The following is a 19,507-nucleotide window of genomic DNA, read 5'->3' on the forward strand; positions in this document are numbered from 1 at the left end:
TTAACTGGTCAGGCGATGGCGCCTTGCGGAAGATCCTCGCGCGCAGGTTTGAGCAGCGGGGTCACGCACAGCATGAACAGCAACACCGCAAAGAGCATGTCGTAGGCTGCGGCGTAACTGCCGGTGACGTCACGCAAAGCACCGAAGCACAACGGGCCTGCCGCCGCGATCAGGTAGCCGATGAACAGCATGAACACAGTCCAGGCCCCAGCCTGTGCAGGGGTGGTGGCGTTGTCCAGTGGCAGGGTCATGCCGACGGTGAATCCCATGCCCAAACCGACGGCAGCGAGGACCACGTACAGCACTGGCGCCCAGTTCGGTGCGAACGCGATCCCGGCGATGCCCAGTGTTGCCAAGGCTGTGGACGCACCGATCATCACCCGCCGGTCGTGGGCTTTGCCGGGGAGCATTCCCGCACCGACGCTGGCGATGGCAAACACCGCCGTGAACAGGCCGAGCACGATGCCGGGTGCCAAGGTCGTAACCCCTGTTTCGGCCGCCGAAGGCGCGAGCCAGGCGAACAGCCCATACACCACGAACTGACTGGCGCCGAAATTGATTGCCACCAGCCAGGCCTGCGGGTTGGCCCATGGCAGGCGCACGGTCTGCGCGTTACCGGGCCTGATCGCCGAGGCGGGGGCGGAGCTGGCGAAGCGTCTGGCGACCGCGCTGGACCGGCTGGAGCAGGGGCAAGCGTTGGGTGCTGTTGCCCGCGAACTGGGTTACGCCAGCCCGAGCGCGTTCAGCGCGATGTTCCGGCGGGTGATGGGGGAGTCGCCCCGGGCGTTTCTAAGCCGGGAATAACGACTTTTGCCCGCGTTTTTGTATCGCAACGTATCTGCACCCTGATCGCATACATGGCCATGCAAATGGGCGCGGCGTCGATACATTTGCGATACACCGGGCCGGTACGGTGGCGTCTCCCGTCACTGGACCTGAGAAAGGAGGCCGCCATGAAGCGCGCACGTATCGGACTTTTCGCGGCGGTCATCGCCTCGGCCATTGCTGCACCGCTGGTGTTTGCCGAGGCCACCAAGACCCCAGACAGCAGCGCGGCCGCAGCGGACAGCTCAAGCAAGGCCTCGCCCATCTACGGCGTGACGCTGCCCGAAGGGTATCGCCAGTGGCAACTGGTCGCCCCTGCGACGGAAGGCGCACCGCTCAACGAAATCCGCGCCGTCGTGGGCAACGACATTGCCATCAAGGCCTACAAGGAAGGCACGCTGCCCTTTCCCGATGGCACTGTGCTGACCAAACTGGCGTGGAAACACGTGCAGTCCACGGAACTGGGATCCGCCGCAGTGCCGGGCGCCGCCACCACGGTGCAGGTCATGGTCAAGGATTCGGTGAAGTACAAGGATTCCGGTGGCTGGGGCTTCGGGCGCTTCGTCAACGGTCAACCGGTGGACGTCAAACAACACGAAACCTGCCTGGCTTGCCACCAGTCACGGGTCAAGGACCATGACCTGGTGTTCACTCGTTGGGCGCCGTGATCGTTGCGTCTGTGACACATCAGGAAATAGTCGCTTGTTTCGATTATTTCGTTTCTTCGGTTGTTTGTTTCGTTTGTTTCGAATATCGTCGGCGGCATTCAGGCGACCTTGCCCGTTTTGCGGAGATTGAAGGGCGCAGACATAAACGCTGACGATTTGGAGATCCCATGACGCTGCTAGCGCGTGAAGACGCCACACTCCCGGACCAGGCGGTCATCGAGGCCGCTGCTGAGACGCGTCGCCAACTGGCGGCCTTTCTGTCGACAAAACTCGAAACGCAAAGGGTTGACATCGTCGATGTTCAGGACCAGGTGCATACGGTTCAATTGCCCGCGATGGCGCTGCAACTGCTCGACGAGGTGCTCAGTGAACTGGCCTTGGGCAATGCGGTGAAAATCGTGCCTATTCATGCAGAACTCACCACGCAAGAAGCCGCCGACCTGTTGAACGTATCGCGGCCTTATCTGGTGAAGTTGCTGGACGAAGGGCGGATCGCTCACACCAAACTCAACCGACATCGCCGGGTGAAGTTCGCGGACCTGATGGCTTACAAGAAGCGCCAGGATGCCAACGGCCGCAAAGCCCTGGATGAACTTTCCGAGCTGTCTCAGGACGTGGACATGGGGTATGAATGAGGAATACGTCGTTCACCGCTTTGCTGGACGCCAACGTGCTGTATCCAGCACCACTCCGGGATCTGTTGTTGCGGGTGGCGTTGACCGGCATCTACCGGGCTCGCTGGACGATCGACATCCATGACGAATGGAAACGGAATCTGTTGAAGAACAGACCGGACCTGTCCCCGCAACATCTGGATCGCACTTCGACGCTAATGGACCAGGCCATCCCCGACGCACTGATCACCGATTATCACTCGCTGATCGCAGGGCTGGATTTGCCGGATAACGATGACCGCCATGTATTGGCAGCTGCGATAAAAGGCGGTGCAGCGGTGATAGTCACCGCTAACGGCAAAGATTTCCCCGACTCAATTCTCGAACCTTACGCAGTTGAAGCCATTCACCCGGACGAGTTTCTGGTCGATCTGTGGGACCTGGATCAGGCAGCGTTGCTCAAAGCGGCCGCTGAGCAGCGGCGCTCCCTGAAAAAGCCGCCGCTGTGCGTAAATGCCTACCTCGACATGGTGAGGCGCCAGGGGCTGGCGCAGACTGTCAAACTGCTCTCACGCTGCAAGCACGTCCTTTAACGCAAAAACCTGACCTCTCAAGCCGGTTCATACGGCGCGTAATCCACATACCCTTTGCCATCGCCACCGTAGTAGGTGTCGCGGTCCGGTGTGGTCAATGGCCAGCCGTTTTTCAGGCGGGCGACCAGGTCGGGGTTGGCGATGAAGGGCTGGCCGAAACCGGCGAGGTCGATCAGACCTGCATCCACCAAATCCTGCGCCCGTTCCAGGGTCATGTCGCCTGCGAGAATCAGCGTGGTGTCGGACAGTTCTGTTTTGCAATGCTCAAGCAGTGAGCGCAGGGCGGCCTCTTGCGCATCCGAGCCTTCGGCAGCGAGGAAGAAATGCGTCTGATCCATGACGTGAACGTAGGCGATGCCGCGCTGGTTCATGCCTGCGCAGAGCGCCGAATAGGTTTCGTCGATTTCTGGATAAATCGGCATGTCGAACAATTGGCCGTAAGGGGAAATACGGATGCCCACTTTGTCAGCGCCGATGCGCGCGACCACGGCGTCGACCACTTCGAAGACGAAGCGCAGGCGACCTTCCAGCGTCTGGGCCGAGTAGCGGTCAGTGCGGTCGTTGACCAGCGGATTGAGGAATTGCTCGATCAGGTAACCGTTGGCGCCGTGGATTTCCACGCCATCGAAGCCCGCTTCAACTGCGTTTGCAGCCGCTTGAGCGAAATCCTGAACGACGCGCCCCACTTCCTCCGTGGTCAGCGGACGTGGGGTGGAGGTCGGCACGAAACCTGGCTCGCCGTTGTCGTCGTAACCGAACGCGATGGCGCCCTGGGCGGCTTTACCGGTGGAGCTGACAGGCGCCTGACCGTCAATCTGGATCGAGGTATGAGACACGCGGCCCACATGCCATAACTGAGCGAACATCTTGCCACCGACGCTGTGCACCGAGTCGGTCACCAACTTCCAGCCCTTGATTTGCTCGGGCGTGAAAATGCCGGGGTTAAACAGGTAACCCTGACCTTCGCGGGAAATGGGTGTGCCTTCGGACACAATCAACCCGGCGGTGCCGCGCTGGGTGTAATGCAGGGCGATCTGCTCGGTGGCGACGTCGACCGGCGCGCGGGAGCGGGTCATTGGTGCCATGACGAAACGGTTGTTCAGGGTCAGGCCGTTCAGGTCGTAGGGTTCAAACAGGTTGATCATCGAATGCAGTCTCGAAAACGGGAGGCACTGGTGGCTGCGATCAGCCCGGCCTGCGTGAAAGGATGAATCGATGGTAGAAGCTTGCCCAAACAGCCACAATGCAACGCATTGGCAAAAGACTATTGCGATTATCGCAATACGAATGGAGCGTTATTCATGCATCTCAAGGCCCATCGGTTCTTCGCCATGGTCGCGGTGACCGGCAGTTTCTCCGCGACGGCCCGGCATTTTCAGGTGCCTGCGTCGTCGGTATCGCGCTTCATCGCGGCGCTTGAGCGGGAGGTCGGCCAGCAATTGCTGTTTCGCAACACGCGCGCCGTCAAACTGACGGAGGCAGGGGAGCGTTACTACGTACAGATCCGTGAGGTGCTGGAACTGCTGGACGCGGCGGATGAAGAGGTCACGGGCAAAGGCGCGGAAATTCGTGGTCAGGTACGGATCAACGCGCCGGTTGCGCTGGGCCATCTGCACATCGTCCAGTTGCTCGACGGGCTGTATGAGCGTTACCCGGAGTTGACGGTTGAGCTGACCGTCACCGATGCGTTCATCGACCCGGTGCAGGAGGGGGCCGACATCACCTTTCGGGTCGGCCACATGGAAGACTCAGGTCTGATCGGGCGCAAGATTTGTGATCAGCACCATGTGCTCTGCGCCAGTCCTGCTTATCTGGAGAAGTACGGCATTCCGAAGACACCCGAAGACCTGCGCCAGCATTGCTGCCTGAACTACAAAGGCTCGGGCGGTCTGCAGCGCTGGCATTTTCGGCACCCGGAAACCGGTGCTCAGGAGGTCATTGACGTCACCGGCCCGCTGCGCAGCAACAACGCGCAGGTGTTGGTGGAGGCAGCGTTGGCGGGCAGAGGGATCGTGTTTTTCCCGTCCTGGCTGTTCAGCAAGAGCCACTTTGCCAACGGCAAGCTGGTGCGGCTGATGCCTGAATGGGGTGGTTCGGTGGAAGAGGTGCAGAGCCAGATTTACCTGCTCTCGCCAGAGAATCGCCTGCGCTCACACAAGACCCGCGCGGTGTGGAATTACTTCATTGAGGCGATCGGCTCGCCGCCGTATTGGGACGATTTGGAAGGCCAGGCATCTCCTCTGTAGCATCCCCGCCGGGCTGCTACAGGGGGTACGCTCGCGAGATCAATGCTCCTGCGGCCCATCATGCAGTTGATGGAAGATATTGCGCTTCATGCGAATGAATTCCGGGTCCATGACCATGTCCAGATTGCGCGGGCGGCCGATGGGCACGTCGAGCACTTCCTTGATCCGCCCGGGGCGGGCGCCCATGACGAAGATGCGATCGCCCAGCAGGATCGCTTCGTCGATGTCGTGGGTCACGAACAACACGGTCTTTTTGCTGTGTTCCCAGACCTTGAGCAGCAGTTGCTGCATCTGCAAACGGGTCTGGCTGTCCAGCGCGCCGAAGGGTTCGTCCATCAGCAGGATCTGCGGATCGTTCGCCAATGCCCGGGCAATCGCCACCCGTTGCATCATGCCGCCCGAGAGCTGCTTGGCGTAGTTGTCCGCGAAGCGCAGCAGGCCGACTTCGTTCAGGTAGAAATCGACGATCTCCTTGCGTTCAGCCGCTGGCATGCCACGGCGCTTGAGGCCGAATTCGATGTTCTTGCGCACGGTCAGCCACGGGAACAGGGTGTAGCCCTGAAACACCATGCCACGGTCGGCGCCGGGGCCATCCACTTGTTGTCCCCCGACGTAGATGTCGCCCGAGGTGGGTTCGGCCAGACCTGCGGTGAGGTACAGCAAACTCGATTTGCCACAGCCGGACGGACCGACCAGCACTGCGAACTGCTGATCGGGTACGTCGAACGACACTTTGTCCAGCGCTGTGAACGTACCGCCCGACGGCGTCTTGTATTGCAAGGTGACGTTATCGACTCGCAGACGCGGCTCGGCGGCAGCGGTCACGGCCGTGGGGCGCAGCGGGATCGGGGAAGTTGCAGTTACTGAGCCCATGCGGCCACCTTCAAGCGAAGCAGTCGGAAAAGTTGATCGGTGATCAGGCCCAACAGGCCGATGACCGCGATCGCCAGGAAAATCACATCCACCTGAAAACCACGCATGGCCTTGAGGCTCAGGTAGCCCAGTCCACTGGACGCAGCGACCAGTTCGGCCACCACCAGATAGGTCCAGGCCCAGCCCATGGTCACGCGCAAAGTGTCGAGCACGCCGGGCAGCGAAGCCGGTGCGATGACGTGCAACACCGCGTCGGTGCGGCTGGAGCCCAGGGTGTAGGAGGCGTTGATCAGGTCTTTGGAGATGCCTTTGGACACGTCAGCGATCATCACCAGTTGCTGGAAAAACACACCAAAAATGATGATCGAAACCCGTTGTTCCAGGCCGATGCCGATCCACAGGATGAACAGCGGCACGAACGAGGTGACGGGCAGGTAGCGGATGAAATTCACCAGCGGTTCAAGGAACGCCTGCACCAGCCGGAAGCTGCCCATCATCAGGCCGATGGGCACCGCGACCACCGACGAGACGATGAAGCCGACCATCACCACTTCCACACTGGCCCACACATGCGGGCCAAGGGTGCCGTCATGGGCCAGGCGCATCGCGGCGTCGAACACCGCGCCCGGTGTCGGCAGAAACATCGCGGGCACCACGCCGCCGTAGGAGAGGAAAGCCCACAGGCCGATCAACAAGGCCCAGGCCAGGCCGCTGGCGCTCCAGATCACCTGCACCGGCAGGCTGGTCTTGGGTGTCAGGCAGCGGTTGAGCCACGAATTACGCTTGGACATGACGTGCTCCTGCCTTATTTCGGGCTGATGAAACGGTTGTCGACCAGGTCGCTGTAGGTGACGTTGTACGGCTTGCCTTGCAGCTCGGTGGCGGTCTCGTTGGCCAGTTTGATCACAGCGGCGGCGTCACCCGTGGAGCCGTTGCTGCCCAGCAGTTTTTCGCTCATGGCCTGATCGTAGAAACGCACGCCCTTGGCGGCCGCTTCCAGTTCAGCCGGGTCGGCGAGGTAGCCGCCAACGCCCTTGGCCATGATCGCGTAGGCTTCTTTAGGGTGGTCCTTGGTGTACTGCACGGCTTTGTAGAGCCCCGAGACCAGCGCCTTGACGTCGGCCTCCTGCTTGTCGATCACGTCGCAACTCAGGGCCACGACGTCGACGATCACGCCCGGCGTGGTGCTGCTGTCCACCAGCACTTTGCCTTGCTGCTTGTTGCGCACGGTGGTCAGGTGCGGCTCCCACGTCACGGCGGCGGGCACACGACCGGCGATGAACGCGGTGGCGGCGTCGTCTGCGGTCATGTTCTGGATGGTCAGGTCGCTCATTTTCATACCGGCGTTTTTCAGCAGGTAGTTGAGCCAGAACTGCGACACCGAGCCTTCGTTGACGGCCACGGCCTTGCCCTTGAGGTCTTGTAGGCTGTTGACGTCCTTGCCCACCAGCACGCCGTCGCCACCATGGCTGTCGTCCAGCGCGGCCACGGCCTTGAAGCAGAACTGTGGGCGGTACTTGAGGATTTCATCCAGGGTCGAGGCCGAACCGGACAGCTTGCCCGACGCTTGTGCGGCCATGTACATCGAGGCTTCTTCGATGGTCGGCAATTCGACGGTCAGGCCCTGCTCCTTGAAGTAGCCCAGATCCTTGGCCAGATACAGGGTGCCGTAGCCGACCCAGGTGGTATGTCCGATGGACAGCGTGCCGGCCTGTGCGCCGCTGGCCATGCAGGCGGCGACGGCAGTCAGGGTCAGCGGACGCACGCAGCGCGATACGAAAGACTTAAACATGGAGCACTCCCGCAATGGTGGTTTTGAGTTCGTTATTTCACGGGGCAGTGGGGCAAGACGCCAAAAACAGACAACGCTCATGGCCTCTGACGGACCTTTTGCCTCTGTGGGGCGAGGTCGATGTTGGCCGATGTCGGGGGCGACGAAAATTAGTAAATATGTGGTCCCTGACGAGGAAAAAACTGGGGTGGGGAGCGGCGCATTCATGAGCGCCACCTATGCCGCTTCTGCCCGGCGGGCAGAAGCGGGTGTACGCAGGTCAATAAGCAGCGTGTTCAGCCATCGCAGCCGCAGCGCTCTTGGGAGCACGACCCAAAATCATCCCCGCCGCCTTCTCGCCGATCATGATGCACGGTGCATTGGTATTGCCGCTGATCAGCGTCGGCATGATTGACGCGTCGACCACCCGCAGCCCCTCGATTCCGTGGACCTTCAATTCCGGGCTGACCACGCTCATCGCGTCGACACCCATCTTGCAGGTGCCCACCGGGTGAAACACTGTCGCGGCGTATTCCCGCACGTAAGCCATCAATTGCTCATCGGTCTGCACCTCGGCACCGGGCAGCATCTCCTTGCCACGAATCCCGTCGAAGGCTTGATCAGCCAACACCTTGCGCGCCAGTTTCAGGCCCTCGATCAGCACGCGAGCGTCTTGCGGATCCGAGAGAAAGTTGAAGTCGATCACCGGCTGCGCGTTGCGGTCCAGACGGATCTCGCCAATGCTCTTGGGCCGCAGCACACAGGTGTGCACGGCATAGCCATGACCCCATTCGAACAGCCGCCCGCGATGGCTGCGATAACCCGGCACGAAGTGAAATTGCACGTCCGGCAAGTCGTCAGTCAGTGGCGTGCGGGCAAAGCCCCCAGCCTCGACGTAGTTGGTCGTCAACCAGCCCTTCTTGCGCAACACATAGCGCAGCGGCGACAGCAAAATGCTCGGCAGCGCCCCCAGCGAGAAGCCCAGTGTAAGGGGGCTTTTCGAGCGCACGGTGACCAGCCCGTCGATGTGGTCTTGCAGGTTCTTGCCGACGCCCGGCAGGTCATGCTCGACCTTGATGCCCGCATTTTTCAGCTCATCCGCAGGGCCGATGCCCGACGCCAGCAAAAGGCTCGGGCTGCCGAGCGAACCCGCCGACAGAATCACTTCACGCCGCGCATTCAGTGCGAGCTTCTGACCGTCCGACACCACGTTCACGCCCTTGGCGACGCGCTGTTCGAGGATCAACGATTGCACCGAACAATCGGTGATCACCGTCAGGTTGGGGCGATCCAGTACCGGCGCGACAAACGCCCGATAGCTCGACAGGCGCTTGGCGTCCTTTTGCGTCAGGTTGTAGATGCCACAGCCCTCCAGCGTCTCGCCATTGAAGTCATCGTTCTGACGAATGCCCACCCGTTGTGCAGCCTTGACGAACAGGCGAGACACGGGGTTGGGATCGCGAGCTGCTTCAACGTTCAACTCGCCGCCGGTGCCGTGCAGGCGCGGGTCCTGGCCGAGCCGGTTGTTCTCGGATTGCTTGAAGTAGGGCAGCACACCGTTCCAGTCCCAGCCGGGGCAACCGGCCTGCGCCCAGCGGTCGTAATCGCTGGCGTGGCCACGAATGTAGATCATGCTGTTCATCGAACTGGAGCCGCCCAGCGCCTTGCCACGCGGGGTGTGCAGCGAACGGCCGTTGAGGTGCTTTTGCGGTGCCGAGATGAAATTCCAGCTGTACTTTTTGCTCTTGTACAGCGTGATGGTGCCCGCAGGTGTCTGGATGCGCAGATTGTTGTCATGGCTACCGGCTTCGATCAGGCAGACGCTGACGGTCGGGTCCGCGCTCAACCGGTTCGCCAGTACGCAGCCCGACGAACCCGCGCCGACGATGATGTAGTCGTAATCGGTTTTCATGCGTTTCTCCCCAGAGCGCTCATCGATTGCTTGCGGCTGCGGCGCTGACTGGCCAGGTAATAAACCGGCGAAATCACCGCCAGGCCGACGATCCACGACACGTCCGCGCCGCCCATGGCCTTGGCGATGACGCCGGTGTACAGCTCGGTGGCCATGAACGGCACTTGCACCAGAATGCCCAGTACGTAGCAACCCACCGCCGTCCAGTTGAAGTAGCCGTAGATGCCGCCGTCGCGACGGAAGAACGAGGCCACGTCGTAGCTGCCGTGGGCGACCAGGTAGTAGTCCACCAGGTTGATCGCGGTCCATGGCACCAGCACGTACAACAGCAGCAGAATGAAGTTGGTGTAGTTGGCCATGAAGTCGTCCTGACCCAGCAACGCCAGCGTCAGGGAAATCGAGAACAACACCAGCGCGGTGATCGCCCGGGAGAGCGCGCCTGCCGACCATTTCGGCACCAGCGTCTGGCCGACGGTGATCGCCGACAGGGTGCCGCAGTACAGGTTCATGGCGTTGGTGGCGGCGATGCCGATGGAGAACACCGCAACCACCAGTGTCGCGATGCTGCCGGTCATTTCGATCAACCCGGCGATGATGTCGCCTTCCACGCACAGGCCGACGATCACCCCCAGCGCCATCGGCAGAATTGACCCCAGGCAGCAGCCCCAGTAGCTCGACCAGAACGCGGACTTGCTGCCCGTGTCGGCGGGCATGTAGCGCGAGTAATCCGAGACATACGGTGCGTACGCCAGTTGCCACAGCGCCGCGACGGACAGCGTGCCGAGGAAGCCCGCGACGCTCATTTCGTTGCGTTGCAGAAAGTCTGCAGGCAGACCGTGAACGGCGACGATCCAGACGAAACACACCAGCAGAATCGCCCCCGAGAGGTACGACATGACGCGTGTGTAGGCGTGAATCAGGCGGTAGCCGAATACGGTGGCCACGACGCTGATCAGCCCCACCAGCACGATGCCTTGATTGGTGCTGAACAGCGGGTAGCGGCTGTGCAGCGATTGCCCGCCGAGCACCAGGTTGGAGGCGAAGAAACCGAGGTACATGATCACTACCAGGGCAACCACCAACAGCGAACCGTAAGAGCCGAACTGGCCACGGGTCTGCACCATTTGCGGCACGCCCAGTTGCGGGCCTTGTGCCGAGTGCAGGGCCATGAAGATCCCGCCGATCAGGTTACCGAGGACCAGCGCGATCATCGCCGCCATGAAAGGCAGCTTGAACACGGTGACAGCCAAGGCGCCGGTGACCACGGTCAGCAGCATGATGTTGGAGCCGAACCAGATGGTGAACAGATCGCGCGCGCGGCCATGGCGCTGGTCGGCGGCGATGGGTTGGATGGTACTCAGTTCGAGCGTGGCGGCTCTGGAGTCATTGTTGTGCATGAAGGGGGTTCTCACGATCGGGTGAAGTGCTTAGCGCAACTGAAACCAGGTGGTCTTCAGTTGGGTGTACTTGTCGAAGGAATGCAGCGACAGATCGCGGCCAAACCCGGATTGCTTACCGCCACCGAACGGGACGCTGACGTCCAGCGCGTCCACGGTGTTGACCGATACGGTCCCGGCATTCAGGCGGCTGGCCACGCGATGGGCGCGGTTGAGGTCGTCGCTCCAGACCGAAGCGGCCAAGCCATAGATGTGATCGTTGGCCATCTGCACGGCCTGGTCTTCGTCGTCGAACGGTGTGATCGCCAGCACCGGGCCAAACACCTCTTCGCGAGACAGCGCCATGTCCGGGGTGACCCCGGTAAACAGCGTGGGCTGAACGAAATTGTTCGAACCGTTGATCACCACGCGATCCCCGCCCGCCACCAGCCGGGCGCCGTCGTTCTGAGCGCTCTGGATGTAGCCCATGATCCGAGCCGCCTGACCCGCATCGACGATGGCGCCCATTTTGCTCGCCGGATTCAGCGGATCGCCCGGTTGCCAGTGACGCGCCTTCTCGATCAGACGCTCGACGAACTCGTCATGAATCGAACGCTGCACCAGCAGCCGCGAATTGGCCGAGCAGACCTCGCCCTGATTGAAGAAAATCCCGAACGCGGCCTTTTCGGCAGCCAGGTCCAGGTCCTGACAGTCGGCGAACACCAGATTCGGGCTCTTGCCGCCGCACTCCAGCCACACTTGCTTGAGGTTCGATTGGGCGGCGTACTGCATGAAGTATTTGCCGACTTGCGTCGAGCCGGTGAACGCCAGTGCGTCCACGTCCGGGTGCAGCCCCAACGCACGACCGGCCTGTTCACCCAGCCCGGTCACGACGTTGAACACGCCTTCCGGTACGCCCGCTTCCAGCGCCAGTTCGGCCAGACGCAGCGCCGAGAACGGCGATTGCTCCGCCGGTTTGAGGATCACACTGTTGCCTGCGGCGAGGGCAGGGGCGAGTTTCCAGGCGGCCATGTCCAGCGGGAAGTTCCACGGCACCACGGCGGCCACCACGCCCAGCGGTACGCGGGTGATCGTCGCCAAAGTGCCGGGGCCGGTGGGGGCGACTTCGTCGTACCGTTTGTCGAGGCTTTCGGCGTACCAGGCGAACACACCGGCAGCGCCCGGCACGTCGAGGGTGTAGGCGTCCATCACCGGCTTGCCCATGCTCAGGGAATCCAGCAGCGCCAGCTCTTCACGATGCTCCAGGATCAATGCGGACAGGCGCAGTAGAACAGCCTTGCGCTCCCTTGGGTGCAGGCGCGCCCAGGGGCCGTTTTCGAAGCTACGGCGGGCCACGTGCACGGCGGCGTCAACATCGGCGTCCGAGCACGCGGCGACGTGGGCGAGCAATTGATTCGTGGCCGGATTGACCACCGGGAAGGTTTCGCCACTCAGGGCGTTGTGCGGCAGGCCCGCGATCAAGGCGGTATCGATCACCCGCTGTTTTTTTGCACGCTGTTGCCAGCTTTTGAAGTCCGTCACTGCACACTCCTTCGATGGCCTCTGCGGGCCATGTTCACGATCAGTGGTGTCGATAGTGGGCGATGTGACGGGGGTAGGAAATTAGTAAAAATGTGGTCGTTATCGATAAAAAAACTCTGTAAAACCGCACCTTTCCGGTGCCTGCGTGCACTGTTTTGAGGTCAGTTTTTTTAGCGTCAATGGGCAGCATTTTGCTTGTTTCCTGCCGCGTGCGAACACCGCAGAATGACGCGCAAGGATCTGCAATCCGGTTCACCCTTTCGAGGTTTCAATGGCAGCCTACAACCTGCGACAACTCAAGTATTTCGTCACCACGGTGGAATGCGGCAGCGTGGCCGAGGCCTCGCGCAAGCTGTACATTGCGCAGCCTTCGGTGTCGACCGCGATCAAGCATCTGGAAGAAAGCTTTGCCGTGCAGCTATTCATTCGGCATCACGCGCAGGGCGTTTCGTTGACCCCGAGCGGCGCGCGCTTCTATCGCAAGGCGCAGGAGTTGTTGCGGGTGGCCCATGAGTTCGAGCAGAACGCGCTGGCCGACAACGACGTGGTGGCGGGGCAGATTGACATCGGCTGTTTCGAGACCGTGGCACCGCTGTACCTGCCGCGATTGATTGCAGGATTTCGCGAGCGCTGGCCGGGGGTTGAAATCCGCATGCGTGACGGCGAGCAACAGGATCTGGTGCAGGGGCTGACCTCAGGCAGCATTGACCTGGCGATTCTCTACGAGCACGACCTGGACAGCACCATCGACACCGTTCCCTTGATGGCGCCGCAGCAACCCTATGCGTTGTTGCCAGAGGGGCATCGCTTCGCGCATCAGGCCAAGGTCTCGCTCAACGATCTGGTTCTGGAGCCGATGGTGTTGCTGGACGTACAGCCGAGCCGGACCTACTTCGTGAGTATCTTCGAAGAGCGCGGATTGACGCCGCACATCCAATTCAGCTCGCCGTCGATCGAGATGGTGCGCGGGATGGTAGGGGCCGGTTTTGGTTTCTCGATTCTGGTCACACGGCCTCACTCCGAATACACCTACGACGGGCATAAAGTGGTGTGCGTGCCGCTGGCTGAACAGGTCACCGGTTCGGGTTTGTCTGCTGCCTGGCTACGCCGTTCGCAGTTGACCAAACCGGCGCAGTTGTTTGTCGATCACTGCCGGGAAGAGCTGGCGCCAAAGTAGAGGGATTCGGGCTGTGGTGCATACCTGTTGGAGTGAGCTAGCTCACGAATGCATTTGGACCGTCACATCCAAGGTGGCTGACAGGATGCTTTCGTGAGCAAGCTCACTCCCACAGGGTATGGCTGTTCGCAGGTGAGATTTATCTCAACGTCTCAATCATCCGCCACAACATCGCATCGCACGCATCCAGTTGCTCAACGCTGACAAACTCATCCGGCTTGTGCCCTTGATCCATGCTCCCAGGGCCGCAAACCACCGTTGGAATGCCGATGGCGTCAAACAGCCCGCCCTCGGTGCCAAACGCCACGGTCGTGAAATCCTCCGAGCCACAGAACTGCGCGATCAACCGTGCCGCCTGACTTCGGGCATCCGTCGCCAGCCCCGGATACGCCGACAACTCGCAGAAGCGAATGTCGCTGCCGGGATTGACCGCCTGCATACGCGGCAATACCTGTTCCCGAGCATACTGTTGCAACTGCTGCGCAACATCGAGCGGGTCGTGGGCGGGCAGGGCGCGCACCTCGAAATCGAAGCGGCAATCGGCGGGTACGATGTTCAGCGCCTTGCCGCCACTGATCACGCCCGTCTGCACGGTCGTGAAGGGTGGGTCGAAACGCGTGTCGTGCAATTCGGGCGCACGCAGCGTTGTGCCGATGCGACCCAGTTCACCGATCAGCTCGGCGGCATATTCGATGGCGTTCACGCCCTGTGGCGCATAGGCCGAATGGCAGGCTGCGCCGTGCACGTCGCAGCGCATCGCCAGTTTGCCTTTGTGGCCCAGAACGGGCTTGAGTTCGGTGGGTTCGCCGATGATGCACAGCAGCGGTTTCACCGGGCGCTTTTCCAGTTCGCTCAGCAGGGAGCGCACGCCCAGACAGCCCACTTCTTCGTCGTAGGACAGCGCAATGTGCACGGGCATGCGCAGTGGTTTGGCCAACAATTCAGGCACCGCCGCCAGCACGCAGGCGATGTAGCCTTTCATGTCCGCCGTGCCGCGCCCGAACAGCTTGCCGTCTCGCTCCGTCAATTCGAACTGCGGCACTGTCCAGGGCTGGCCGTCCACCGGCACCACGTCCGTATGGCCAGACAGCACGATGCCGGGCAACTCCGCAGGGCCAAGGGTGGCGAACAGATTGGCCTTGCTGCGCTGCTCGTTGTAGATCAGCTCGCAAGGCACATCGTGTTGTGCGAGGTAGTCGCGCACGAACTCGATCAATTGCAGATTCGACTCGCGGCTGGTGGTGTCGAACCCTACCAGCGCGGCCAGCAGATTCCGGCTGTCGTTCATGCGATCACTCATGGATGGCGCTCTCTGTCATTCGTCGCCCGGCACGCCATAGCTCGGGGCCTTGGTCGGGTCGAGGGCACGGGTGATGTAATCCTGCATCTGCGGGCGGTAGTCGGTCCACAGTTGGGCCAGTTTGCCGATGGGGTCTTCATCGGCCCAGTCGACCCGCAGGTCGATGATCGGCCAGGTCAGTTCGCCCACCACGACCATGGCTGCCGAGTGCACGGGGCCGGCCTCACCACCGGCAGCGACAGCGACTTGCATCGCTGCGATCAAGCGGTCAGCCAGTTGCCCACCGCTGTTTTCGAACGTCTGCACCAGCACCTCGATCACTGCGCGGTCCGCCAGCATGTTGCCTGCGCCGACGCATTGCTCGCCCACCACGGCGTTGTGCGTGCCCAGGGTTTCGCTGCCGCTGAAATGCGCGGCACGGCCCAGATGATCGATGGCCGTCACCTGACGAAACTGGCTGTAGCCATTGCTGGTCAGCGCCTTGTCCAGCGCGTCGGCGGGCGACAGGCCATTTTCCAGTTGGTCGAGCACCTGTGGGCCCAGTGCGGGGAGGGTGATGTTCTGCGTGGAAACAGCGCCCACGCCTGGCCGCAGCCAAGGGCAGCGAGCGCCCACGGCGATGCTGGAAGAACTGATAGCGATGCCCAGTTGCCCGGTTTCGGCGCAGCGGCCGACGATTGAAAACGTCATGGTGTGAGTATCCTGATTCGTCCAGACCCGCCATCCATCGCCCGCGCCATGCGTAGGGCACGGCTTGGGCGAGGATGGGACATGGCTGCATTCTGTCGAGACGCTGGCCCTGACGAAACGAGGATTTTTGTGGAGGCTGGTTAGGTAAAACCTTATCAGCCTCTGAGCGCGTTACAGGCGTCCATACTCCCGCGCCGTGCGGTCGACGGCGATGCGGGTCTTGTCCACCAACTCGTCCAGTTCCGCGCGAGTGGCCACCAGCGCCGGGGCCATGATCATGCGGCCCAAGGTCGAGCGAATGATCACGCCTTCTTCGAAACCGATGGTGCGGCAGCGCCAGGCGATGTCGTTCTCGTTGGCGAAGCGCTTGCGAGTCGCTTTGTCTTCAGCGAACTGCAACGCGGCTACCAGCCCAACGCCCTGAACCTCGCCCACCAGTGGGTGATTACCGAACACCTCGCGCAGGCAGTTTTGCAGGTACGGCCCGGTTTCGGCCTTGACTCTGGCGACCACGCCCTCGTCGCGCAACGCCTTGAGGTTGGCGATGGCCACGGCGGCCGCCACCGGGTGGCCGGAGTAGGTCAGGCCGTGGGCAAATACGCCGCCCTTTTCCACCAGCGCTTCGGCCATGCGGCGCGACAGGATCAGCCCGCCCATGGGGATGTAGCCCGAGGTCAGGCCCTTGGCGATGGACAGGGTGTCAGGCTCGAACCCGAGCGCCTGATGGGCGAACCATTCGCCAGTGCGCCCGAAGCCGCCGATCACTTCGTCGGCGCACAGCAGCACGTCGTATTGACGGCAGATGCGTTGGATTTCCGGCCAGTAGGTCGCTGGCGGAATGATCATCCCGCCTGCGCCTTGAAATGGTTCGGCGACAAACGCGGCGACTTTGTCAGCGCCCAGCTCAAGAATCTTGTCCTCCAATTGGCGGGCCGCACGCAGGCCGAACTCTTCCGGGCTCAGCTTGCCTTCATGGGCAAACCAGTACGGTTCATCGATGTGCGCGACGTTGGGAATGGTGCCGCCCATTTCATGCATGAATTTCATGCCACCCAGTGCGGTCGCGGCCAGGGTCGACCCGTGATAGCCGTTCCAGCGGCCGATCATGACCTTCTTCTCGGGTTTGCCCATGACTTGCCAGAACTTGCGCACGGTGCGAATCAGCACCTCGTTGGCCTCGGACCCGGAGTTGGTGTAGATCGCGTGGCTGTAGTGATCAGGCAGCAGGCTGAACAGCAGTTCAGAGAGTTCGATCACCGCCGGGTGGGTGGTGTGGAAGAACATGTTGTAGTAGGGCAGTTGCTCCAGTTGCGCGCTGGCGGCGGCAGCCAGGTCTTTGCGCCCGTAGCCGAGGTTGGTGCACCACAGCCCCGACATGCCATCCAGATAACGCTTGCCGTCGTTGTCCCACAGCGACAGCCGATCGCCTCTGACCATTACCCGCGGGCCTTCTTCATTCAGCGCTTTCTGATCGACGAACGCGTGAATGTGGTGGGCGGCATCGGACGCCTGATAGTCGCGTGTGGTGCGGGTAGGGTCGAGTTCAAGGGACATTGCGCTTCTCCAGAGTGTGGTCGCCCTTTGCCTGGGTTCATGGCGTTTTTGTGAGGCGGCGAGGGCGTGCCGGGGTGGATGTGTCGCAAGTTTTGTCAGATAACAATATTTTTGTAAATAAAATATTTTTCAATGCCAAGTAAATTTCGTACGCTCCACAGCCCGTATTGCCAGCGCAGAACGACATGACAGGGCTCAGAGAGCGACAGAAGGAACAGCGTAGACAGGACATCGCGGAAGCTGCGTTGATTCTGTTCAAGGCCAACGGTTTTGGCGCGACAACGTTGGAACAAATCGCCATTCAGGCGGGGGTCTCCGCACCCACGGTGGTCAATTACTTCGGCGGCAAACAGGAAATCCTGCTGGCGCTGTTGAAGGCCCCCGATGAACAGGCCATGCGCGAGGCGAGGGCGAATCTGGACGAAAACTCCGATCCCCTCGACGCCTTGTGCGAGCTTGAAGGGCTGATGACGCATTACCAGTTGCAAGCGATGCCCGCTTCATTGTGGCGAGAGTTGGCGCCGTTCCTGTTCACGGGTGAGCTGTCCCAGACGTTTCAGCCCTGGAATGCGGCAGTCGTGGAAGCGGCCAAGGGGTTGCTGTTGCATTTTCGCGAGTTGGGTAAGGTGCGTGAATCCGTTGACATCGAGGTGGCGGCGACCCTGTTCAATCAGTACGCGAACCTCGCCTTTATCCGATTGGCCACTGAACCCGTGCCAGACCGCGAGGCTCATGCTGCGCACATGCGCAGCGTTTTAGAGTTGATGTGTCACGGGATGTTGAGCGACGTGTCTTGATCCTTTGACGAAAGGGCCTCGTCAAGCTCGGTGAGGCGTTCGTCCGACGGCACCGGGCGCCCGAAGAGAAAGCCCTGGAAGTGTGAGCAACCTTCGGCCCTCAACTGCTCCATCTGTTCGACCGTTTCCACGCCTTCGGCCGTCGTCTCGATCATCAGGCTGTTGCCCATGCCGGTGACGGCCCGGATGATCGCCAAAGCCTCTTTGTTTTCCGCCATGTCCCGCACGAACGAACGGTCGATCTTGATCCGGTCGAACGGAAACGAACGCAGATAACCCAGCGACGAATATCCGGTGCCGAAATCGTCCAGCGAGATGGCGACGCCCAGCCCTTTCAGCGCCCGCAGAATCGCGACGTTTTCGTCGCTGTCGCCGAGCAGTACGGATTCCGTGATTTCCAGCTCCAGTCGCCGCGGTGCCAGGCCCGAGTCGGCCAGCGCCAGCTCCACGCTGGCCAGCAGGCCGGGGTTCTTGAACTGGACCGGTGACAGGTTGACCGAGACTTTTTGTTGCGTGCCCCAAGTGGCTGCATCCTGACACGCCAGATTCAGCACGCGACTGCCGGCTTCGTGGATCAGGCCGGTTTCTTCGGCCATCGGGATGAAGTCCATGGGCGCAATCAGGCCTTTGGTCGGGTGCATCCAGCGAATCAGCGCCTCATAGCCAGAAATCTCGTTGCCGTCGCGGCTGACAATGGGTTGGTAATGCGGCTTCAGATGGCCCAGATGCAGGGCGGTTCGCAGGTCAGCCTCCATCGAGCGACGCTGACGAGCGGTCTCATCGAGGGCCGGGCGGAAGCGTTCGAAGCGGTTGCGGCCATTGCGCTTGGCTTCATAGAGCGCCATGTCGGCGTAGCCCATCAATTGCTCGGGGCGGTCGTGGTCCTCTGGCGACAGCGCGATCCCGACGCTGACACCCACCGAGCAACTGTGCCCATCGATCAGAAAGGGCGGGCGAATCACTTGAATCAGGCGTTGGGCTGCCAGTTCAGCGGTCACGTCCTCAGCCACGTACAGCACGTAATCCGAATGGTTGTAGGTGCCCTGATTCAACACGGTACGGCTGCGCAACGTGCGCAGGCCTTCGGCGGTTTCGACGGGCATTTCCGAAATTCGGACCTCACCCTGCACAAGTCCCTGACTCATTTGCTGATTGAGGTAGTCAGCCACTTCCGGCCGCAGGCATTCACTGGCGAAGCGTCCGACCATTTTCGTCGACGCGAACAGCCGCTCGGCCTGCTGATTCGCCAGCAGAATCTTGTGTGATCGCACGTCCTGTACCACGACGCTGGCGGGAATGTTGGCGATCACCGAATCGAGGAAGCCCGACAGCGAGCCCAGCTCGGCGCTGCGTTTTTCGGCCAGCTCTTTGGTTTCCAGCACCTGCACTTCGTTCTGGCGCAGTTCCGTTATGTCCTTAAGCGGTACATGGCATCGGAATCTTGGATTAACTGCATGGGAACACCGGGAAAAAGAAAGGGCGCGCTGACGGCGGCAGAGTATGGCCCGAAACTTATGCAAAATCGGTTTTCTGTATAACTATCGGCGGCCCTTTGAAGAGGTTGAGTGC

18 protein-coding genes and 1 pseudogene are annotated in these 19,507 nt (G+C 61.3%); 7 read left to right on the forward strand and 12 right to left on the reverse strand.

What is annotated here, in order from left to right:
* Positions 1-8: 8 nt before the first annotated feature.
* Positions 9-566, reverse strand: coding sequence for a hypothetical protein (locus ACI2KB_RS08220; RefSeq protein WP_404633244.1), 558 nt, complete (start codon positions 564-566; stop codon positions 9-11).
* On the opposite strand from ACI2KB_RS08220, the gene ACI2KB_RS08225 reads away from it, so the two are divergent.
* From ACI2KB_RS08225 to ACI2KB_RS08240, 4 genes are all read left to right on the forward strand, one after another.
* Positions 556-804 carry a helix-turn-helix domain-containing protein gene (locus ACI2KB_RS08225; RefSeq protein WP_404633246.1) on the forward strand — a complete coding sequence of 83 codons (249 nt, stop codon included), beginning with the start codon at positions 556-558 and terminating at the stop codon, positions 802-804. The two genes, ACI2KB_RS08220 and ACI2KB_RS08225, sit on opposite strands and share 11 nt — an antisense overlap.
* Positions 805-953: 149 nt before the next feature.
* Entirely contained in the window at positions 954-1,493 is a 540-nt protein-coding gene (locus tag ACI2KB_RS08230; protein ID WP_404633248.1) for a cytochrome P460 family protein, read from the forward strand.
* 167 nt (positions 1,494-1,660) lie between these two features.
* Positions 1,661-2,128 (forward strand): helix-turn-helix domain-containing protein, encoded by a 468-nt coding sequence (locus ACI2KB_RS08235; protein WP_404633250.1) that lies wholly within the window; start codon positions 1,661-1,663, stop codon positions 2,126-2,128.
* Complete coding sequence (locus ACI2KB_RS08240) at positions 2,125-2,700, forward strand: PIN domain-containing protein (protein ID WP_404633252.1); 576 nt, start codon at positions 2,125-2,127, stop codon at positions 2,698-2,700. The genes ACI2KB_RS08235 and ACI2KB_RS08240 overlap by 4 nt, the downstream gene beginning before the upstream one ends.
* Before the next feature lie 17 nt (positions 2,701-2,717).
* Here the strand turns inward: ACI2KB_RS08240 and ACI2KB_RS08245 are convergent, their stop codons facing one another.
* Positions 2,718-3,845: an alkene reductase gene (locus tag ACI2KB_RS08245; RefSeq protein ID WP_404633254.1), complete on the reverse strand. Its 1,128-nt coding sequence runs from the start codon at positions 3,843-3,845 to the stop codon at positions 2,718-2,720.
* Positions 3,846-4,001: 156 nt separating this feature from the next.
* Here ACI2KB_RS08245 and ACI2KB_RS08250 point away from each other — a divergent pair, with 156 nt between their 5' ends.
* Positions 4,002-4,946 carry a LysR family transcriptional regulator gene (locus tag ACI2KB_RS08250; protein ID WP_404633256.1) on the forward strand — a complete coding sequence of 315 codons (945 nt, stop codon included), beginning with the start codon at positions 4,002-4,004 and terminating at the stop codon, positions 4,944-4,946.
* A 39-nt stretch (positions 4,947-4,985) separates the two neighbouring features.
* On the opposite strand, the gene ACI2KB_RS08255 is transcribed toward ACI2KB_RS08250, so the two are convergent.
* The 6 genes from ACI2KB_RS08255 to ACI2KB_RS08280 all read right to left on the reverse strand — a co-directional run bounded on the left by ACI2KB_RS08255 (position 4,986) and on the right by ACI2KB_RS08280 (position 12,420).
* Complete coding sequence (locus ACI2KB_RS08255) at positions 4,986-5,819, reverse strand: ABC transporter ATP-binding protein (protein WP_404633258.1); 834 nt, start codon at positions 5,817-5,819, stop codon at positions 4,986-4,988.
* On the reverse strand, positions 5,807-6,610 hold the full coding sequence (locus ACI2KB_RS08260) for an ABC transporter permease (RefSeq protein ID WP_404633260.1): 804 nt from the start codon (positions 6,608-6,610) through the stop codon (positions 5,807-5,809). The genes ACI2KB_RS08255 and ACI2KB_RS08260 overlap by 13 nt, the downstream gene beginning before the upstream one ends.
* A gap of 14 nt (positions 6,611-6,624) precedes the next feature.
* Positions 6,625-7,611 (reverse strand): ABC transporter substrate-binding protein, encoded by a 987-nt coding sequence (locus ACI2KB_RS08265; RefSeq protein ID WP_404633262.1) that lies wholly within the window; start codon positions 7,609-7,611, stop codon positions 6,625-6,627.
* Between the two features lie 259 nt (positions 7,612-7,870).
* On the reverse strand, positions 7,871-9,502 hold the full coding sequence (locus ACI2KB_RS08270) for a GMC family oxidoreductase (protein ID WP_404633264.1): 1,632 nt from the start codon (positions 9,500-9,502) through the stop codon (positions 7,871-7,873).
* Entirely contained in the window at positions 9,499-10,899 is a 1,401-nt protein-coding gene (locus tag ACI2KB_RS08275; protein WP_404633266.1) for a purine-cytosine permease family protein, read from the reverse strand. Before ACI2KB_RS08275 ends, ACI2KB_RS08270 begins: the two co-directional genes overlap by 4 nt.
* A gap of 30 nt (positions 10,900-10,929) precedes the next feature.
* Positions 10,930-12,420, reverse strand: coding sequence for an aldehyde dehydrogenase (locus ACI2KB_RS08280; RefSeq protein ID WP_404633268.1), 1,491 nt, complete (start codon positions 12,418-12,420; stop codon positions 10,930-10,932).
* Positions 12,421-12,691: 271 nt separating this feature from the next.
* On the opposite strand from ACI2KB_RS08280, the gene ACI2KB_RS08285 reads away from it, so the two are divergent.
* Entirely contained in the window at positions 12,692-13,597 is a 906-nt protein-coding gene (locus ACI2KB_RS08285) for a LysR family transcriptional regulator (protein ID WP_404633270.1), read from the forward strand.
* 139 nt (positions 13,598-13,736) lie between these two features.
* Here the strand turns inward: ACI2KB_RS08285 and argE are convergent, their stop codons facing one another.
* The 3 genes from argE to ACI2KB_RS08300 all read right to left on the reverse strand — a co-directional run bounded on the left by argE (position 13,737) and on the right by ACI2KB_RS08300 (position 17,141).
* Positions 13,737-14,885 carry an acetylornithine deacetylase gene (gene argE, locus ACI2KB_RS08290; RefSeq protein WP_404633576.1) on the reverse strand — a complete coding sequence of 383 codons (1,149 nt, stop codon included), beginning with the start codon at positions 14,883-14,885 and terminating at the stop codon, positions 13,737-13,739.
* A gap of 27 nt (positions 14,886-14,912) precedes the next feature.
* Positions 14,913-15,587 carry a DUF1028 domain-containing protein gene (locus tag ACI2KB_RS08295; RefSeq protein ID WP_404633272.1) on the reverse strand — a complete coding sequence of 225 codons (675 nt, stop codon included), beginning with the start codon at positions 15,585-15,587 and terminating at the stop codon, positions 14,913-14,915.
* Between the two features lie 171 nt (positions 15,588-15,758).
* On the reverse strand, positions 15,759-17,141 hold the full coding sequence (locus ACI2KB_RS08300) for an aspartate aminotransferase family protein (RefSeq protein ID WP_404633274.1): 1,383 nt from the start codon (positions 17,139-17,141) through the stop codon (positions 15,759-15,761).
* Positions 17,142-17,326: 185 nt separating this feature from the next.
* Between ACI2KB_RS08300 and ACI2KB_RS08305 the strand changes: the two genes are divergently transcribed.
* Complete coding sequence (locus ACI2KB_RS08305; RefSeq protein ID WP_404633276.1) at positions 17,327-17,938, forward strand: TetR/AcrR family transcriptional regulator; 612 nt, start codon at positions 17,327-17,329, stop codon at positions 17,936-17,938.
* On the opposite strand, the pseudogene ACI2KB_RS08310 reads toward ACI2KB_RS08305, so the two are convergent.
* Positions 17,911-19,356 (reverse strand): annotated as a pseudogene (locus tag ACI2KB_RS08310) (EAL domain-containing protein); the annotation flags it as partial. The gene ACI2KB_RS08305 and the pseudogene ACI2KB_RS08310 overlap by 28 nt on opposite strands.
* Between the last annotated feature and the right edge of the window lie 151 nt (positions 19,357-19,507).

It is taken from the genome of Pseudomonas sp. NPDC088444, from assembly GCF_044900175.1.
GTDB lineage: Bacteria > Pseudomonadota > Gammaproteobacteria > Pseudomonadales > Pseudomonadaceae > Aquipseudomonas.

Coding starts and splice junctions, on each gene's coding strand:
- ACI2KB_RS08240 (WP_404633252.1), top strand. CDS start 2,125: ATGAGGAATACGTCGTTCACCGCTTTGCTGGACGCCAACGTGCTGTAT.
- ACI2KB_RS08260 (WP_404633260.1), bottom strand. CDS start 6,610: ATGTCCAAGCGTAATTCGTGGCTCAACCGCTGCCTGACACCCAAGACC.
- ACI2KB_RS08295 (WP_404633272.1), bottom strand. CDS start 15,587: ATGACGTTTTCAATCGTCGGCCGCTGCGCCGAAACCGGGCAACTGGGC.
- ACI2KB_RS08245 (WP_404633254.1), bottom strand. CDS start 3,845: ATGATCAACCTGTTTGAACCCTACGACCTGAACGGCCTGACCCTGAAC.
- ACI2KB_RS08305 (WP_404633276.1), top strand. CDS start 17,327: ATGACAGGGCTCAGAGAGCGACAGAAGGAACAGCGTAGACAGGACATC.
- ACI2KB_RS08255 (WP_404633258.1), bottom strand. CDS start 5,819: ATGGGCTCAGTAACTGCAACTTCCCCGATCCCGCTGCGCCCCACGGCC.
- ACI2KB_RS08275 (WP_404633266.1), bottom strand. CDS start 10,899: ATGCACAACAATGACTCCAGAGCCGCCACGCTCGAACTGAGTACCATC.
- ACI2KB_RS08300 (WP_404633274.1), bottom strand. CDS start 17,141: ATGTCCCTTGAACTCGACCCTACCCGCACCACACGCGACTATCAGGCG.
- ACI2KB_RS08265 (WP_404633262.1), bottom strand. CDS start 7,611: ATGTTTAAGTCTTTCGTATCGCGCTGCGTGCGTCCGCTGACCCTGACT.
- ACI2KB_RS08270 (WP_404633264.1), bottom strand. CDS start 9,502: ATGAAAACCGATTACGACTACATCATCGTCGGCGCGGGTTCGTCGGGC.
- ACI2KB_RS08285 (WP_404633270.1), top strand. CDS start 12,692: ATGGCAGCCTACAACCTGCGACAACTCAAGTATTTCGTCACCACGGTG.
- ACI2KB_RS08235 (WP_404633250.1), top strand. CDS start 1,661: ATGACGCTGCTAGCGCGTGAAGACGCCACACTCCCGGACCAGGCGGTC.
- ACI2KB_RS08250 (WP_404633256.1), top strand. CDS start 4,002: ATGCATCTCAAGGCCCATCGGTTCTTCGCCATGGTCGCGGTGACCGGC.
- ACI2KB_RS08230 (WP_404633248.1), top strand. CDS start 954: ATGAAGCGCGCACGTATCGGACTTTTCGCGGCGGTCATCGCCTCGGCC.
- argE (WP_404633576.1), bottom strand. CDS start 14,885: ATGAACGACAGCCGGAATCTGCTGGCCGCGCTGGTAGGGTTCGACACC.